Source organism: Pontivivens ytuae, from assembly GCF_015679265.1.
Classification (GTDB): domain Bacteria; phylum Pseudomonadota; class Alphaproteobacteria; order Rhodobacterales; family Rhodobacteraceae; genus Pontivivens; species Pontivivens ytuae.
In genome coordinates this window covers 3623973-3640684 of sequence record NZ_CP064942.1, presented here as the reverse complement: position 1 = coordinate 3640684, position 16712 = coordinate 3623973, and the positions used below count along the sequence as shown (strand labels likewise).

General features: G+C 67.2%; 15 protein-coding genes. 13 read left to right on the top strand and 2 right to left on the bottom strand.

Annotated features, from left to right (window positions below; translation table 11 throughout):
* Positions 1–159: 159 nt before the first annotated feature.
* The gene (locus tag I0K15_RS18075; protein WP_196102874.1) at positions 160–1143 is read right to left on the bottom strand and encodes a nuclear transport factor 2 family protein; all 984 of its coding nucleotides are present in this window, start codon (positions 1141–1143) and stop codon (positions 160–162) included.
* Between the two features lie 102 nt (positions 1144–1245).
* On the opposite strand from I0K15_RS18075, the gene I0K15_RS18070 reads away from it, so the two are divergent.
* From I0K15_RS18070 to I0K15_RS18035, 8 genes are all read left to right on the top strand, one after another.
* Positions 1246–2319, top strand: coding sequence for an ABC transporter ATP-binding protein (locus I0K15_RS18070; protein ID WP_196102873.1), 1074 nt, complete (start codon positions 1246–1248; stop codon positions 2317–2319).
* Between the two features lie 56 nt (positions 2320–2375).
* Positions 2376–3587: an ABC transporter substrate-binding protein gene (locus I0K15_RS18065; protein ID WP_196102872.1), complete on the top strand. Its 1212-nt coding sequence runs from the start codon at positions 2376–2378 to the stop codon at positions 3585–3587.
* A 101-nt stretch (positions 3588–3688) separates the two neighbouring features.
* On the top strand, positions 3689–4102 hold the full coding sequence (locus I0K15_RS18060) for a VOC family protein (protein ID WP_196102871.1): 414 nt from the start codon (positions 3689–3691) through the stop codon (positions 4100–4102).
* The gene (locus tag I0K15_RS18055) at positions 4099–5118 is read left to right on the top strand and encodes a carbohydrate ABC transporter permease (RefSeq protein ID WP_196102870.1); all 1020 of its coding nucleotides are present in this window, start codon (positions 4099–4101) and stop codon (positions 5116–5118) included. Before I0K15_RS18060 ends, I0K15_RS18055 begins: the two co-directional genes overlap by 4 nt.
* Positions 5118–6275: a carbohydrate ABC transporter permease gene (locus I0K15_RS18050; RefSeq protein ID WP_196102869.1), complete on the top strand. Its 1158-nt coding sequence runs from the start codon at positions 5118–5120 to the stop codon at positions 6273–6275. Before I0K15_RS18055 ends, I0K15_RS18050 begins: the two co-directional genes overlap by 1 nt.
* A 383-nt stretch (positions 6276–6658) precedes the next feature.
* Positions 6659–7351: a response regulator transcription factor gene (locus tag I0K15_RS18045; protein ID WP_196102868.1), complete on the top strand. Its 693-nt coding sequence runs from the start codon at positions 6659–6661 to the stop codon at positions 7349–7351.
* Positions 7352–7395: 44 nt separating this feature from the next.
* Complete coding sequence (locus I0K15_RS18040) at positions 7396–8574, top strand: FIST N-terminal domain-containing protein (RefSeq protein WP_196102867.1); 1179 nt, start codon at positions 7396–7398, stop codon at positions 8572–8574.
* Positions 8571–10391, top strand: coding sequence for a sensor histidine kinase (locus I0K15_RS18035; protein WP_196102866.1), 1821 nt, complete (start codon positions 8571–8573; stop codon positions 10389–10391). Before I0K15_RS18040 ends, I0K15_RS18035 begins: the two co-directional genes overlap by 4 nt.
* On the opposite strand, the gene I0K15_RS18030 is transcribed toward I0K15_RS18035, so the two are convergent.
* A complete protein-coding gene (locus I0K15_RS18030) occupies positions 10351–11235 on the bottom strand; it encodes a LysR family transcriptional regulator (RefSeq protein ID WP_196102865.1) in 885 nt (294 codons plus the stop codon). The genes I0K15_RS18035 and I0K15_RS18030 overlap by 41 nt on opposite strands.
* A 113-nt stretch (positions 11236–11348) precedes the next feature.
* Between I0K15_RS18030 and I0K15_RS18025 the strand changes: the two genes are divergently transcribed.
* The 5 genes from I0K15_RS18025 (at position 11349) to I0K15_RS18005 (ending at position 16665) form a co-directional block, all read left to right on the top strand.
* Positions 11349–12497 carry an ABC transporter ATP-binding protein gene (locus I0K15_RS18025; protein ID WP_196102864.1) on the top strand — a complete coding sequence of 383 codons (1149 nt, stop codon included), beginning with the start codon at positions 11349–11351 and terminating at the stop codon, positions 12495–12497.
* The gene (locus tag I0K15_RS18020) at positions 12497–13402 is read left to right on the top strand and encodes a carbohydrate ABC transporter permease (RefSeq protein WP_196102863.1); all 906 of its coding nucleotides are present in this window, start codon (positions 12497–12499) and stop codon (positions 13400–13402) included. Before I0K15_RS18025 ends, I0K15_RS18020 begins: the two co-directional genes overlap by 1 nt.
* 118 nt (positions 13403–13520) lie before the next feature.
* Entirely contained in the window at positions 13521–14414 is an 894-nt protein-coding gene (locus tag I0K15_RS18015; protein ID WP_230374415.1) for a carbohydrate ABC transporter permease, read from the top strand.
* 104 nt (positions 14415–14518) lie between these two features.
* Complete coding sequence (locus tag I0K15_RS18010) at positions 14519–15775, top strand: extracellular solute-binding protein (protein ID WP_196102861.1); 1257 nt, start codon at positions 14519–14521, stop codon at positions 15773–15775.
* 65 nt (positions 15776–15840) lie between these two features.
* Entirely contained in the window at positions 15841–16665 is an 825-nt protein-coding gene (locus I0K15_RS18005) for a phosphodiesterase (RefSeq protein ID WP_196102860.1), read from the top strand.
* The last annotated feature ends 47 nt before the right edge of the window (positions 16666–16712 follow it).

Genomic DNA, 16712 nt, shown 5'->3' with positions numbered 1-16712 from the left:
GGGCGGTACCGATCAGAAGCACCCCTCCACCCGGCCTATAGGCCGCGCCGCGCCCGCCCGGAGCTACGCCCGTTCACGCCTCAAACGCTCCGCCGGAGCGTTTGCGAGACGGCGCTCACCCTCCCCCCGGAGGGCACGGCCCTCCGCACATCGTTCCGGTTAAAGCGCCGCCGCCTCCGCGATCAGGTCGCGGCCCATCTGGCGGAACAGGTCCACATAATCCAGCAGGACCCAGTTCTCCGCCACCTGCCCGCCCGCGCAGCGGTAGAAGTCCATCACCCGCAGCGTCAGAGCCCGCCCATCCGCCTTCTGCCCCAGATAGTCGCCCTGAAACGTCATCGTCATCGACGGCCAGCCGGAGACGGCGGCGTAGTCCCCGTCCCCGATCCGGCAGTAGTGGTCGCCGCCCACCCGGTCGGGGAAGGCGGTGAGGAACGCCACCCGGTGGTCGCGGTCGAAACCCTCATAGGTGAAGGTCGAGCCGATCCCGCCGGGCCCGTACCAGAACATGTCCTCGGCCCAGTAGCCGTTCTGCCCGGTCTGCCCCTTGCTCGAGAACGTCTCCGGATCGTAGGCGCGCAGGTCGGCGAGCATCGCCTCCACCAGGTCGAGCGTCTGCGCCCCGTGATCGCCCGCGGGCAGCAGCCCGTCCTGCGTGGCGGGCGCGGGCCAGATCATCTCGTGCCCCAATTCCATCGGCAGCGGCATCCGCCCCGCCTGCCGCATCAGGTCGACGAGGTCGGGGATCAGGCGGGCCTGCGTCACGCGGCCCTCCTCCACCCGCCAGAACTCGCCGACCCGCAGGAAGACGAGCTTGCCTGAGGGTGGGATGCCGAAGAGCGGTTCGGCGAAGGTGCCCACCACATGCGTCACGGACGCGCACCAGTCCCCTCCAACCGCCCGCCGATTGGGTCCGCCGAGGAACATCAGGTCCCGCCGATGCGCCCCGTGGATGGCGCGCGAGAGGGGGGCGAAGTAGCCGTCGACCACCGCCTCCACACCCGTTAGCGCGTTCACCGGATGGGCCACATCCACCTGACAGTCTTCGGAAAACAGCGCCCGCGCGGCGTCCATCTGCGCCGCTCCCCGGGCGCGCGTCAGATCGGCCAGCGCCATGCGCAGGACCTGTCGGGCATCTTTCATTGCGTGGATCCAATCGTCTTGCATACGAATGCAAAAAAACCTTGGCAGGAACGTCACAACCTGTCTAGGCTGAAACGCGACTTGCTGGAAAGGGCACGGCGCATGGCGGAAATCCGGCTCGAACACGTCTCCAAACGCTGGGGCAGCTTCGTCGGCGTCAACGACTTCGACCTCACCATCGCCGACCGCGAATTCCTCGTCCTCCTCGGGCCCTCGGGCTGCGGCAAGACCACCACGATGCGCATGATCGCGGGGCTGGAGGATGCGACCGAGGGCAACATCGTCATCGGCGACCGGGTGGTGAACGACCTCGATCCGAAGGACCGCGACGTGGCCATGGTCTTCCAATCCTACGGCCTCTATCCCAACATGAACGTCTACGAGAACATCCGCTTCCCGCTGAAGGTGCGCAAGGTCGACCCCGCCAGCCATGACGAGCGGGTGATGCGCGCGGCCGAGATGGTGGAGCTCACCGAGTTCCTGCACCGCAAGCCGGCCGAGCTCTCGGGCGGTCAGCGCCAGCGCGTGGCGCTTGCGCGGGCCATCGTGCGCGAACCCACGGTCTTCCTGATGGATGAGCCGCTGTCGAACCTCGACGCGAAACTGCGCGTCTCCACCCGCGCGCAGATCAAGAACCTGCAGCACGAGCTGAAGGTGACCACGATCTACGTCACCCATGACCAGATCGAGGCGATGACCCTCGCCGACCGGGTCGTGGTGATGAACAAGGGCGTGGTCCAGCAGGTCGGCACCCCGACGGAGATCTACGACAACCCCGCCAACACCTTCGTCGCGGGCTTCATCGGCTCGCCCGCCATGAACCTGATGGAGGGCGAGGTGACGCAAGGCACCTTCCGCGGCCGGAACGTCGAGATCGCAGGGATCGAGGCGCCCGACGGCCCCGTCACGCTCGGCTTCCGGGCGGAGGACGCGACGCTGGCCGAGGGCGGCGCGGGCCAGATCACGGCGCCGATCTACACGCTGGAGCTGCTGGGCGACGCCACCATGATCTCTGTCCGCGCGGGCGGCGCGCTGGTCGCCGTCAAGGCGCACAAGGAGTTCCGGGCCGAGATCGGCGACACCGTCTCGATCGCGATCCCGCCGGGCATCTGCCACGTCTTCGACACGCAGAGCGGAGCCCGCCTCGACATCAGCAGCGGCGCCCGCGTCGCCTGAACCGAAATACCGGCCCGGATGACGCATCCGGCCGGGCACAACAGGGAGAAGACCAGATGAAACCGATGACGCTGGCGCTGGGCGGCGCGCTCGCCCTCTTTGCCACCACCGCGATGGCCGATTGCGCCTTCGAGAACACCGTCGAGGTGAAGTCGCTGACCGCGGGCTTCGAGGCGTGGAAGGCCGTGACCGACGCCATGGCCGAGTGCGGCAACGTGCAGGCCGAGCTCGACCAGGAGTTCCGGGAGAAGCAGCCGGAGGCCTTCGCCGCCAATCCCTCCCTCTACCATATCGGCGGGGTGGCGAACGGCACGCTGACACCGCTGCTCAATGCAGGCACCATCCGCCCGCTCGACGATCTGGTGGCGGAATACGGCCAGGACCTCGCGCCGAACCAGCTGATCCGCGTGAACGGTGAGATCATGGCGGTGGCCATGATGGTGAATACCCAGCACCTGATGTACCGCTCCGACATCTTCGAGGAGCTGGGGCTGGAGGTGCCGACCACCTATGACGAGGTGCTCGCCGCCGCCGCCGCGATCCAGGAGGCGGGCGTAGTGGACTATCCGATCGGGGCCACCATGGCCTCGGGCTGGAACCTCGCCCAAGACTTCAACAACATGTTCGTGGGCTTCGGCGGCACCTTCGTGAACCCCGACAACACGCCCGCCGTGAACTCCGAGGCCGGCGTCCAGACGCTGGAGATGCTGGGCGCGCTGACCGAGTACATGGATCCGGAATACCTCACCTCCGACTCCACCTATGTCCAGCAGCAGTTCCAGCAGGGCCGGATCGCGATGGCGAACCTCTGGGCCTCGCGCGCCGCGGCGATGAACGACGAGGCCGAAAGCCAGGTCGTGGGCCTCGTCGCCGGGGCGCCCGCGCCCGCCGCGGTCGAGGGCGGCATCCCGGCTACGACGCTCTGGTGGGACGGGCTCGTCATCGCCTCCAACATCCCCGACGAGGAGGCCGAGGCCGCCTTCCGCGTCGCGATGGAGGGCATCGATACCGAGATGGTGACCGCCAACAATGACGACGCGATCTGGCTCATCGACGGCTTCGTGCCCGGCCCGCTGGCCCAGGGTGCCATCGAGACCGCGATGCAGGGCCCGCCCGCCTATCCGTCCACGACGCAGATGGGCCTGATGCACACCGCGATCGGCAACAACGTGGCCGACTTCCTGACCGGCGCGAAATCCGCCGAGGCGACGCTGGAGGCCATCGAGGCCGACTACACCACCGCCGCCGAGGAAGCCGGCCTGCTCTGACGACACCGGGGGCGGCCCCGCGCCGCCCCCCGAAAATCTTCATCCGAAGATTTTCCCAAGAGTTTTCGGCACGAAACTCTTCCGCGCTGGGGGATACCGACGTGAAGCTGAGCTCGATTCATCACTTCGCCCTCGTGGTCGCCGATCTCGACCGGTCGCTGGCCTGGTATGGCGACGTGCTGGGCTTCGCGACCGAAGCACAATGGGACGTGGCGGAGGCAGGCTTGCGCTTCGCCCACATCCACGTCGGCGACATACGGTTCGAGTTGATGGAGCGGGAGGGGGCCGCAGCCGGCCCCGATGAGAGCGCCGACGTATTCGGCGCCCTCGCCACCCGCGGCGCGAAGCATGTCGGCCTGCATGTGGACAATGTGGAGGCCACCGCCGCGGAGCTGCGGGACAAGGGCATCGACATCCTTTTCGGCCCCAACGAGGTGCCGCAGGTGGGCGTCCGGAACCTCTTCATCCGCGACCCGGACGGCAACCAGATCGAGTTCGTGGAGGTCCACCCATGAAATTCCGCACCTTCGCGGCCTTCGTCGCGCCCTCCCTCATCCTGATGCTGATCTTCATCGCGGCCCCGCTCGTCAGCGTCTTCTGGCAGAGCTTCCATCTCACCCAGACCGTGTTCGAGACGGTGGAGGTCGAGAGCTGCACCCCCGGTTTCGTCACCCAGACCTGCGTGACCGAGACGCAGTCGCGGCCCGTGATCGGCGAGGATGGCGAGGTCGAGACCGTGACCTCCTTCGTCGGCCTGCAAAGCTACGGCACCGTGCTGGAGCCGGACCGGGCGGGACAGGCCCTCTCGAACGGCTCAATCACGGAGCTTCTGTCGATCCCGTTCTGGGGCGCGCTGCGCTTCACGCTCACCTTCACGCTCATCACCCTGCCGCTGGTGATCGGGGTGGGGCTCGCCATCGCGCTCAGCGTAAACAATGCGGTCAAGTCGATCCGGGGCCCCGCGATCTTCATCTCGCTTCTGCCCTTCATCATCACCCCGGTGATCGGGGCACTGTCGATCCGCTGGCTCTTCGTCGGGGACGGGATCCTGACCGCGCTGATGGAAAGCTGGAGCGGGCAGGACATCGCCATGTTCGCCCAGGGCTGGACCATCGAGATTCTGATGCTGTTCTACCGCGTCTGGCACGTCGCACCCTTCGCCTTCGTCATCTTCTACGCGGGGCTTCAGACCGTGAATCAGGACACGCTGGAAAGCGCGATCATCGACGGCGCCAGCCGGTTCGAGCGGCTGCGCTTCGTCGTGATCCCGCACCTGATGCCGCTGATCATCTTCATCGCGCTCATCCACCTGATGGACAGCTACCGCGTGTTCGAGGAGGTGATCGGCTTCCGGTCGGAGGCGCACCGGATCTCGCTCCAGTGGCTGACCTTCGACTACCTGACGCCGGACGATGCGGGGAACCGCTCGATCTCCCGCGCGTCGGCCTCGTCCATGCTCACCATGATCGGGATCGTAATCCTGCTCATTCCGCTGCTGCGCCGGACCTGGCGCGACCACAGGGGGAGCTGATGTCCACGCCCCGTGCCATGCGCCAGCCCCTTGGCCTGCGCCTCGCCTCCGGCGGGTTCCTCGCCTTCTGGTGCCTGATCGCGGCCTTCCCGCTGTTCTGGATCGCGGTGATGAGCTTCAAGTCGCCGGTGGACGCCTTCGCCTCGGACCCCGCGGACGTGATCTTCGGCCCGTTCACGCGGGCGGCGGGGCAAGGGGTGTCGGTGCTCGACATCGTGCTGGGCCTCGCGGTGATCGCCGGGGCCTACAAGGTCGCGGCGGATCTGCTGGGCCGCGGGGTGGCCCGGTTCGCGCCGCCGGGCTTCGCCTGGCTCGGCTGGATCATCGCGAGCCTCGTCTTCGCCATCGGCTTCGTGCTCGTCTTCTTCGGAATCCTGCCGCTGATGCTGTCGGTGCTGAACGGGATCGCGGGGCCGCTGGGCGAGCCGGTGATCGGGCTCACGACGGAGCACTACCGCGCCGTCTGGGTCGAGAACGAGTTCTTCCGCAACTTCCTCAACTCCATGCTGGTGACGGCGGGGGTCGTGACGATCTCGCTCACCGTCGGCACGCTGGCGGGCTACGGGCTCGCGCGGTCGGGCTCGAACCTCGCCTTCTGGCTGCTCATCATCGCGCTGATCTTCCGCGCGCTGCCCCATTCGGTGCTGGTGACGGGCTACCTGCCCCCCTTCATCAACTCGGCGGAGATCCTGCGACCCATTTTCGGCGAGGCCGCCCCCACCCTTTACGGCCAGCCCTGGGCGGTGATCGTCGTGCTGGTCTCGATCAACCAGCCCTTCACGATCTGGATGCTGCGGTCCTTCTTCCAGAACATCCCGCAGGAGCTCGACGAGGCCGCGCGGGTCGACGGTTGCTCCCATTTCGGCGCGTTCCGCCGGGTGATCATGCCGGTGATGTGGCCGGGCGTGATCACGACGGGGCTCTTCAGCTTCCTGCTCGCCTATAACGACTACCTGGTGACGGCGCTGCTGCTCGATGCGCAGAACCAGACGATGGTCCCGGCGATCACCGGCTATTTCAACCGGGAGACCACGACCACCGACCAGGTCGAGGCCGTGGCCGCCGCCGTCAGCATCACCGCACCGCTCTTCCTCCTGGTCATGGTCTTCCAACGCCAGATCGTGAGCGGACTTACCGCGGGGGCTGTTAAGGGGTGAGGCGCGCCCGGAAAACGCTCCGGTGGAGCGTTCGAGCCGATCACGCGCGGAGATCTGCAGGTGGGACGATCCAGGAATGGTCCGAGCAACTAGCTGGCCCCGAACCCTGTCAACGGTGCACCGCCCCAGCCTCATGTAGTTCTATGCAGATATTGTAGTGCGCCAGCCAACGGGGATCCTAGGACCTGGGGCAGAGCTAGACCAGCACAACACCGAAGCAGCGCGGCGTTGCGTTGCATCGCACCCTTTCTCTCAGGGTCATCAACTCCCAACACGACCCAATTGCACCACTCCGAGCGGGCGCGACGAAGGTATGGGTGCGACATCCGCGCGCGCCTGCTAGTCTGGTAGGGAGTAAAGACGAGAAGAGCATGGACCGGCACATGACGCCACACCAGGACGGCCCCGCGCGTTTTCAGACCGCGCTGATCGTCGACGACCACCCGCTGTTCCTTGATGCACTGTCCATGACCTTGAAGGCCGTGATCGGAATCCGCCACATCGACACCGCCGACCACCTCGCTGCGGCGATGGCCCTTCTGGAAGGCGGCGCGAAGCCCGACGTGGTGGTGCTCGACCTCAACCTGCCGGATGTCAGCGGCCTCGACGGGCTGGTGCGCCTGCAGGGCGCTGCGGGCGACGTGCCGGTGGTCGTCGTCTCATCGCTGACGGACGCCCGCGTCATCGGTGCTGCGATCCGGGCCGGAGCCGCGGGTTTCGTGCCGAAACATTCGGGACGCGAGCTCTTCCGCACCGCGTTCGAGACGGTGCAGCAGGGCCGGACCTTCGTGCCCGAGGGCATCCTGCTCGACGACGATCAGGAAACCCCCGCCTCGGAGACCGATGCGGCGTTGGAGCGGCTGGCGAGCCTCACCGTCCACCAGGCGCGCATCCTCGAACTGATCTGCGAAGGCAAGCAGAACAAGCAGATCGCCTACGACCTCTCCATCGCGGAGACGACGGTGAAAGCGCATGTGACCGCGATCATGCGCAAACTCGGCGTGCAGAGCCGCACGCAGGCCGTGCTGCTGGCCGGTCAGGCGAGCTTCGGAAAATTGTTGCGTGAAACTTCCTGACCGTCCTACCCTGACGTCAACAAGAATATAATGGGGAGGCACGGATGGACGGGATCGGCGATCCCTCCCTCGGGTCCGTTGACGAATGTGATCTGGTGCTCAGCGCAGAAGCCGAGTGCCGAGATCCCAATGCGATCGACACCATAGCGCGCGAGATCGGCAATACCCCGCTCGCCGTCCTGTTCCTCTTTGTCTCGCCTGAAGCCGACTTCGCCGCCGTGATGCAGAGGGCCACCGTGCGCTTTGCGGACACGAAGGTGATCGGCTGCACCACCGCGGGCGAGATCGGGGCGAAGGGGTACGACGAGGGGCGCATCCTCGCCGTCGGCCTGCCGCTCAGCCATTTCGTGGCGACGACGCTGGTGCTCGACGATCTTGAGAACATCGACAACCGCGCTGTCGTCCGCGAGCTGACGCGCCGCCGCTCCAAGCTGGGGCGGGAGGCGGCGGACTGGACGCAGGAATTCGCCTTCCTGATCAGCGACGGGCTGTCGATCAAGGAGGACGAACTCGTCGCCTCCATGGCCGCAGGGCTGGGGCCGATCCCGCTCTTCGGCGGCTCGGCGGGCGATGGGGAGCGGTTCGAGAACACCTCCGTCTCCATCGACGGGCAGGTGATGCAGAACGCCGCCGTCCTGACGCTGGTACGCACCCGCTGCCGGATCCGGGTCTTCAGCCTCGATCATCTGAAGCCCACCGACCGGCGGATGGTCGTCACCGAAGCGATTCCTGAGAAGCGGATCGCGCGCCAGATCAATGCGGAACCTGCGGCGCGGGAATATGCCCGCCTGCTCGGCAAGGATCCCGAACAGCTCGACCCGTTCACCTTCGCTGCACATCCGGTCGTGGTCCGCTTCGGTGGGCAGCACCATGTGCGCGCGATCCAGCGCGTGGCGGAGAACGGCGACCTCATCTTCTTCTCCGCCATCGACGAGGGGCTGGTCCTGACGCTGGCAGAGGCCGACGACATGGCGGCGCATCTGGAGCGGGAGCTCGCGCAGCTCTCCCGCGGGCGGCCGCCGGCTGCTATCCTCGCCTGCGACTGCCTGCTGCGGAAGATCGAGGCGGCGCAGCGCCAGCAGACCACCGCGATCTCCCGCCTGCTGGCGCGCCACCGGGTGCTCGGCTTCTCCACCTATGGCGAGCAGATCGGGGCGATGCATGTGAACCAGACCATGACGGGGGTCGCACTCTACCCGCCCGACGAGGACAAGAGGTCATGACCCACGCCCTGCTCGATCCGACCGACGACCTCGCCCGGCAGAACGAGAAGCTGCTGAGGATCAGCGAGGTCCTGATGAACCGGGTGGAGCAGGCGACGAACGACAGCGGCGCGGCTTTCGCCCATTTCCAGCGCGCCGCGATGCTCGAGGATCAGGTGCGCGAGCGGACAGCGGATCTGGAACGCGCGCTCGACCTCCTGCACGAATCCAACGCCCGCTACGCGGCCGCAAACGATGAGAAGGAGGCCGCGCGCCGCGACCTCGCCAGCGCGATCGAGACGATCAAGGAGGGTTTCGCGCTCTTCGACGACGAGGACGTGCTGCAGCTCTCCAACAGCCGCTTCGGCATGCACATGCTGGACCTGAAGCCGCACCTGAAGCCGGGGCTGAGCTTCGATGAGTATTCGGCGCGCGTCGCCTCCAGCCGGTATCTCGTCCTGCCCGAAGGCGACACGCAGGAGAGCTGGCTCGCCCGCCGCCGTGCTGCGCATCGCAACCGCCACGTCATGTTCAACGTCGCCATGCGCGGCGACCGCTGGATCCAAGTGAGCGAGCACCGGACCCATGACGGCCAGACCGTCGTCATGCAGACCGACATCACCGACGTGATGCGCATCGAACGGCAGGAGCGGGAGACGCTGCTCGACGATCAGGCCCGTCTGATCCGCGCGACGCTCGACCATATCGAACAGGGCGTGTGCATCTTCGACACGGACCGCCGGCTGATCGGCTGGAACCGTCGCATGGCGGGGCTGCTGCTGGTGCCTTTGGAGCGGCTGCGCATGGGCGCCGATATCCGTGTGCTCTACGACCAGCTCGGGCGGGAGGTGGAGTTCCAGGGCGACATGACCCTCGCCGACGTCAAGGAGTGGGCGCGGACCCGCAGCGGGCGCGAGCCCCTGCGCTTCGAGCTGCGCCACCGGCAGGGGCGGCTCCTCGACGTCTTCGCCGAGGAGATGCCCAACGACGGCTTCGTGATTTCCTTCCGCGACGTGACGGCGGAGCGGGAGGCCGCGCGCGTGCTGCACGAGGCCAACGAGATGCTGGAGCGCAGGGTGCGAGACCGCACGCTGGAGCTGGAGGATGCGCTGAGCGTGGCCGAGCGGGCCAACGCCTCGAAATCGCGCTTCGTGGCGGCGGCGAGCCACGATCTGTTGCAGCCGCTCTCGGCCGCGAAGCTGTACCTTTCCTCGGTGCAGGAGGATATCGGCGACGCCGGACAGGCGCAGGTACTGGGCCGCGCGCAGAACGCGCTCGACAGCGTGGAGGAGATCATCGACGCGCTCCTCGCGATCTCGAAGCTGGAATCGGGCGCGGTCGAGCCGCAGATCCGGCGCTTCGAGCTCACGCCGATGCTGCGCCAGTTGCAGGACGATTTCCGGCCCCATGCGGACCTCGCGGGGCTGGGGCTGCACGTCGTCCCCTGCTCCGCCATGGTAGAAACCGACGCCTTCTACCTGCGCCGCGTGTTGCAGAACCTGATCGCCAACGCGATCCGCTACACGAGGTCCGGCAAGGTCCTCGTCGGCGCGCGCCGCCAGCGCCGGGCCGTGCGGCTCGAGGTCTGGGACACCGGCCCCGGCATTCCGAAGGACGCGCAGGACGACATCTTCAAGGAGTTCCACCGCCTCGGCACCGACGCGAGTGCAGCGCAGGGCATGGGCCTCGGCCTCGCCATCGTCGAGCGGGCCTGTGCCATGATGAACCTGCCGCTGGAGCTCACCTCCACCGTGGGCCGCGGCACCGGCTTCCTCGTCACCGTGCCGCTCGCCGGCGTCAGGCCGCGAGGCCCGAAGGTTCGAGTGCGAGCTCAATGAAGCTGCGCACGGCGCGCATGGTCTTCCGGTCGTTTCGCCGCACGATACAGGTCGCGTAGGTCTCCGGCATCTCGCGGATCGGCACCGTGACCAGCCGGTCGGAGGGATGCATGGAGTCCTCCAGAAAGATGCCGACGCCGACACCGTGCAGCACCGCCTCCTTCATCACCGGGAAATTAGCGGTCTGGATCACCCGCTCCAGCACGATCCCGGTGTCCCGCTGCTTTTCGGAGACGATGCGGAAGGTGAAGGAGCCCGGCTCGGGCAGCAGCACTGTCTCCTCCCGCAGATCGGCGAGGGAGAGGGCGGCGGCCCCGGCCAGCGGATAGTCCGGCCGCATGTAGATGCGATAGCCGTGGCGGGAGACCTCGCGGATATAGCAGTCGCCCAGCCCCCGCGGCTCGGTCACGATGCCGATATCGGCCCGCTGCTCCCGGATCAGCCGCATGGAGTCGGTCCAGCTTTCGAGGGTGAAGTCGATCTCCACCTTCGGAAAGCGGTGGCGGAACCGTTCCATGTATTGCAGCGCGGGCCGCGGCGAGTTCGCGATGATGGAGAGGTGCCCCGCCTCCAGCGTCGCGAAATCCTCGATCCGCTCGGCGATGAGCTGGTCGAGCGTGGCGTAGCGCTCGGCGAGTTCGTAGAACCTCTGCCCCGCGCGCGTGAGCTCCAGCCCCTTGCGGTCGCGGATGAGAAGCGGCGCGCCGACCTCCCGTTCAAGGGCCGCGACATGCTGGGATACCGCGGACTGGCTGACGCCCATGCGCTGGGCGGCGCGGGAGAAGCTGCCCTCGCGCGCGGCATAGGCGAAGGCGGTGACGTGGTAGGGATTGGTGCGGGCCATCGGCGGACCTCCTGAGCGGGACTCTGGCCACCATCAGTCTCACTAATATGACGTTACGAATCTGACGCCTCGTGCCCCTACGGTTGCGCCCATCGGGACCGTAGGGGGCCATCATGGGCGCGCTTCAGCTCACCCAAATCGTGAAGTCGTTCGGGGACACCCGTGTGCTCGGCAGTGTCGACCTGGAGGTGCAGGACGGGGAATTCCTCACTCTGGTCGGGCCGTCGGGCTGCGGGAAATCCACGCTCTTGCGGATCATCGCAGGGCTGGAAGCGCCCGATGGCGGACGGGTGACGCTGGACGGGCGGGACGTGACGGGGCTGCGCGCCGCGGACCGCAACCTTGCCATGGTTTTCCAGTCCTACGCCCTCTACCCGCACCTGACGGTGGCCGAGAACATGGTCACGCCCCTGCGCCTGCGCGACCTGAGCGCGGTGGAGCGGATACCGGTCGCGGGGCCGCTGATCTCCCGCGCCAAGCGGCGCGCGCTGATGGAAAAGGTGCGCGAGGTGGCCGAAGTGCTGCGCATCGAGCCGCTGCTGGGCCGGAAGCCCGGCCAGCTTTCGGGTGGGCAGCGGCAGCGCGTGGCGCTCGGCCGCGCCATGGTGCGTGAGCCCGTCGCCTTTCTGATGGACGAGCCGTTGTCGAACCTCGATGCAGCCCTGCGCGTACACATGCGCGCGGAGCTGAGCGAGCTGCACCGGCGGCTCGCCACCACCTTCATCTACGTCACCCACGATCAGTCCGAGGCGCTGACCATGTCGGACCGGATCGCGGTGATGATGGGCGGTGACATCCTGCAACTCGCCAGCCCGCAGGAAGTCTATGACAATCCGTCGAGCCTCGCCGTGGCGGTGTTCATCGGCTCACCCCGGATCAACACCCTGCCCGGCGAGGTCGATGGCGACGGCGTGGTCCGTGTCGGCGGCCGGGCGCTCGCGCGCCGGGTCACGGGCGCGCCGGGGCCGGTGACGGTCGGGCTGCGGCCGGAGCATCTGGAGCTGCGCGTCGCCCCCGGCGAGGACGCGCTCAGCGGGCGGCTGGTGCATACGGAGAACCTGGGCTCCGACATCTTCCTGCATCTGGCCGTCGAGGACGGCGCGCATCGCCTGATCGCGCGGGCCCAACCGGGAACGGCCACAGCCCTCTCCATCGGCGATACGGTGCATGTGGTCCGGGCCAGCGGCGAGGCCATGGTCTTCGACGCCGCGGGCCGCCGCCTGCCGATGGCCGGCGAGCGCCGCGCGGTGGAGGTCGCCTGATGCGGACCAACGCGCATCTCTGGTTCGTCGGTCCCGCGCTGATCCTGATGGTGCTGATCCTGCTCCTGCCCATCGGGATCGCGGGCGGGCTCAGCCTCACGGACTACGCGCTCGGCAATCCGGGCGCGAACTTCGTCGGGTTGGAGAACTACTCGGACATCTTCACCCGCTCGACCTATGAGCGGATGTTCGGCGCCACCTTCCGCTATGTCCTCGTCGTCGTGCCGCTGACGGTGGGGCTGGGACTGGGGGCGGCACTCCTCATCACCTCCGTCACCCGGTTCGGGGATCTCTACAAGACGATCTACTTCCTGCCTGTGATGGCGGCTCTCATCGCCATGGCCATCGTGTGGGAGTTCGCGCTGCATCCCACCGTGGGCCTCATCAATAACACGCTCGAGAGCCTGTGCGGCACTTGGGCCGAGGCGCTGGTGCGGCATGGCTGTGCCGAGGGCTTCCCGCATTGGCTGGGCGACCGGGACTACGCGATCTGGACGATCTGCTTCATCGGGATCTGGCAGGGCTTCGGCTTCAACATGGTGCTCTACCTCGCCGGTCTCACCTCGATCCCGCGGGAGCTCTACCACGCGGCCGAGATGGACGGCGCGAGGAGCGGGTGGGAGCGGTTCCGCCTCGTCACCTGGCCGATGCTGGGGCCGACCACGGTCTTCGTGGTCACGATCAGCGTCATCCGCTCCTTCCAGGTCTTCGACACAGTGGAGGCGCTGACCGACGGGGGGCCGTCGCGCTCCACCTACGTGATGATGTACGCGATCTACGAGAAGGCGGTGCAGCAGAACCTGATGGGGATCGGTGCCGCCATCACCATCGTGTTCCTGCTCTTCGTCATGGTGCTCACCCTGATCCAGCGCTGGCTGGTGGAGCGGAGGACGCATTATGTCTGACACCGCGATCGCGACGCCTGCCGTGCAGGCCCCGGCCTTCCGCTTCTCGGCCATCGAGACGCTGAAGCATGTCGTGCTGATCCTCGGGGCGCTGGTGGTGCTGCTGCCGTTCTACGTGATGCTGAGCTATTCCTTCAAATCCCCGGCGGAGATCGAGGGGGGCCTGTCCACCGGCTTCTTCGGCGCGCAGGAGCCGATGGTGGACGAGCGCTGCGCGATCCGCAGCGCGCCCGACCGCGCGGACCTCGAAGCCGCCGCCCCCCGCTTTCCAGGGGCGACGGAGCGGGAGATCGCAAACGCGCTAACGGCGGAGGCGGAAGAGGCCTGCACCCTGCGCCCCGTCGTCTTCAACTACACCACCGCGTTCACCGAGGCGCCGCTCTTGCGGTACCTGTTGAACGGGGTGATCGTCACCGTCTCGATCTTCATCATCCAGGTGATCGTCGCCCTGCCCTGCGCCTACGCGCTCGCGAAGCTGCGGTTCTGGGGGCGGGAGGCGGTATTCGGCATCGTCCTCTTCTGCCTGCTGATCCCGGTCCACGCCATCGCCCTGCCGCTGTACATCATGCTGTCGCAACTGGGGCTCACCAACACCTATGCCGCGCTTGTGATCCCGTGGACGATCTCGGTCTTCGGCATCTTCCTGATGCGTCAGTTCTTCATGACCGTGCCCGACGACCTGATCGACGCCGCACGCATGGACGGGATGAGCGAGTATTCGATCGTCTGGAACGTGATGCTGCCCACGGCGATCCCGGCCTTGCTCGCCTTCGGCATCTTCTCGGTCGTGGCCCACTGGAACGACTATTTCTGGCCGCGGATCGTGATCACCGGGGACCGGAGCCTCTTCACCCCGCCGCTGGGGATCCGGGAGTTCCGCTCCGACCTCGACGGCTCCTTCTTCGGGCCGATGATGGCGACCGCCACGGTGATCGTCGTGCCGCTGATCGCCGCCTTCCTGCTCGCACAGCGTCGGTTCATCGAGGGGATCACGCTCACCGGAATGAAATAGGGGCGCCCGTTCGGAGCGCCCCGCCACCGCAATCCCGCAGGGGATCAATCCGGGACCGGCCGATCGCCAAACCCACCGGTCCCACGGCAACAGGAGAGAGCCTAATGCAAAAGACCCTGACCGCAATGGCGCTGGCCCTCACAGCGACCGGTGCCACGGCCCAGCAGATCGAGATCGACTTCGCCTATCCCTACTCCTCCCTCTTCGACGTGACCTATGAGCGGATCCTGCCGAAGTTTCAGGAGGCCTATCCCAACATCACGGTCAACATCCGCGCGACCTACGAGAACTACGAGGACGGGACCAACACCATCCTGCGCGAGGCCGCGGGCGGCGATCTGCCCGATGTGACCATGCAGGGCCTGAACCGCCAGGCGATCCTGGTGGAGCGCGGCATCGCCCGCTCGCTGGAGCCGTTCATCGCCGAGGAAGCCGACTTCACCACCGATGGCTACAACCAGGCGATGCTGTCGCTCTCGACCTTCGAGGATCAGGTCTACGGCCTGCCCTTCTCCGTCTCGCTGCCGGTGGGCTACTACAACATGGACCTCATGGCCGAGGCTGGGATCACCTCCACCGACGATCTGCCCAGCACGTGGGAGGAGGTCGCACAGGTCTGCGAAAGCCTGATCGCGGCCGGAGTCGACACCCCGATGTTCTTCGGCTGGAACATCACCGGCAACTGGTTTCTGCAGGCGCTGATGTGGTCCCAGGGCCAGCCGCTTATGGAGGGCAACGACTTCATGCTCGACACGCCCGAGGGGCTGGCGGCGCTGGAGACGATGGACATGCTCTTCGACCGCTGCGACATGCCCAACTTCTCCACCACCGACGGTCAGGGTGCGTTCACGGCCGGGGACGTCGCGATGATGTTCTGGTCGACCTCCTCCGTCGGCTCGGTCGAGCGGTCGAAGGGTGATTTCGAGCTCGTGACCAACGAGTATCCGGGGATGGGCGCAGCACCGTCGGGCCTGCCCGCGGGCGGCAATGCCGCGATGCTCGTCTCCGACAGCGAGGATCCGGAGGTCCTGGCCGCGGCCTGGGCGTGGCTCACCTTCATCACCTCCGGTGAGGGGGCGGCGGACGTGGCGCGGACCACCGGCTACATGCCGCCGAACTCCGCCGCCAACGAGATCATCCTCGCCGATTTCTACGAGGCGAACCCGACCAAGGCGACGGCCGTGCGCCAGATCGACCTGCTGTCCGACTGGCAGGCCTATCCGGGCGACAACGGCCTCGCGATCACGCAGGTGATCTATGACGGGATCGAGGGCATCGTGACCGGCGACTACGAGGATATGGAGGAGCTTCAGGAAGAGCTCACCGACGAGGTGCAATCGCTGCTTCCGGCCGATTCCTGACCTCTCAGTCCTCCCCGGCCCGCGTCGGGGAGGGCCCAACCGTCCCATGCAAAGGAGGCCGGGCCATGAAGCTGCTGCACCTCACCGACATCCACCTCACGACACCGGGCAACACGATCGCGGGCCGCGATCCCAACGCGAACTTCACGCGGGCGCTGGAGCACGCGGTGAAGATCCATCCCGACGCCGAGGCGATCGTGATCACCGGCGATCTCAGCGACTGGGGCGAGCGCGACGACTACGTCCGCCTGCGCGACCAGATCGCCGACCTACCGCTGCCGGTGCATCTGTGCATCGGCAACCACGACGACCGCGAGACCTTCCTGTCCGTGTTTCCAGACTACCGCGACACGTCGGGCTTCGCGCAGCGCGTCGTGCCGCTCTCGCTCGGCCACGCGGTGCTGCTCGACACTTGGGAGGCCGGAACCCATGCCGGGACGTTCTGCGCGGCGCGGGCGGAGTGGCTCGACACGACGCTCAGCGCACTGCCGGGGCCGGTCTGGCTGTTCCTCCATCACAATCCGCTGCCGCTGGGCATCGCGCCCTTCGACGAGATCATGCTGCTCGACGCGGATCGCCTCGGCGAAGTGCTGGAGCGGCACACGGCCACGCTGCGCCACGTCTTCCACGGTCACACCCATCTGACGCTCTCGGGCAGCTTCCGCGGCGTGCCGCTGACGGGGCTGCGGGGCACGAACCACGCCGGTTGGCCGGACTTCGAGGCGACGCAGTTCCTTGCGGGCTCCGATCTCAACGAATGCTACGGGGTCGTGCTGGCGACGGAGACCGGAACCCTGATCCACCAGGTCGAGTTCGGCTACGACGGCGAGATCCGCCGCGAAGGCTCCCCCGACAAGGCCGACTGGGACCGCCTGACCATGGTGCGGTAGGTTCGGAGCCCTGAGGGCGGCGCCCGACCCTGGGTGGGCGCTGCTGA

Coding starts and splice junctions, on each gene's coding strand:
- I0K15_RS18075 (WP_196102874.1), bottom strand. CDS start 1,143: ATGAAAGATGCCCGACAGGTCCTGCGCATGGCGCTGGCCGATCTGACG.
- I0K15_RS18070 (WP_196102873.1), top strand. CDS start 1,246: ATGGCGGAAATCCGGCTCGAACACGTCTCCAAACGCTGGGGCAGCTTC.
- I0K15_RS18065 (WP_196102872.1), top strand. CDS start 2,376: ATGAAACCGATGACGCTGGCGCTGGGCGGCGCGCTCGCCCTCTTTGCC.
- I0K15_RS18055 (WP_196102870.1), top strand. CDS start 4,099: ATGAAATTCCGCACCTTCGCGGCCTTCGTCGCGCCCTCCCTCATCCTG.
- I0K15_RS18050 (WP_196102869.1), top strand. CDS start 5,118: ATGTCCACGCCCCGTGCCATGCGCCAGCCCCTTGGCCTGCGCCTCGCC.
- I0K15_RS18045 (WP_196102868.1), top strand. CDS start 6,659: ATGACGCCACACCAGGACGGCCCCGCGCGTTTTCAGACCGCGCTGATC.
- I0K15_RS18040 (WP_196102867.1), top strand. CDS start 7,396: ATGGACGGGATCGGCGATCCCTCCCTCGGGTCCGTTGACGAATGTGAT.
- I0K15_RS18035 (WP_196102866.1), top strand. CDS start 8,571: ATGACCCACGCCCTGCTCGATCCGACCGACGACCTCGCCCGGCAGAAC.
- I0K15_RS18030 (WP_196102865.1), bottom strand. CDS start 11,235: ATGGCCCGCACCAATCCCTACCACGTCACCGCCTTCGCCTATGCCGCG.
- I0K15_RS18025 (WP_196102864.1), top strand. CDS start 11,349: ATGGGCGCGCTTCAGCTCACCCAAATCGTGAAGTCGTTCGGGGACACC.
- I0K15_RS18020 (WP_196102863.1), top strand. CDS start 12,497: ATGCGGACCAACGCGCATCTCTGGTTCGTCGGTCCCGCGCTGATCCTG.
- I0K15_RS18015 (WP_230374415.1), top strand. CDS start 13,521: ATGCTGAGCTATTCCTTCAAATCCCCGGCGGAGATCGAGGGGGGCCTG.
- I0K15_RS18010 (WP_196102861.1), top strand. CDS start 14,519: ATGCAAAAGACCCTGACCGCAATGGCGCTGGCCCTCACAGCGACCGGT.
- I0K15_RS18005 (WP_196102860.1), top strand. CDS start 15,841: ATGAAGCTGCTGCACCTCACCGACATCCACCTCACGACACCGGGCAAC.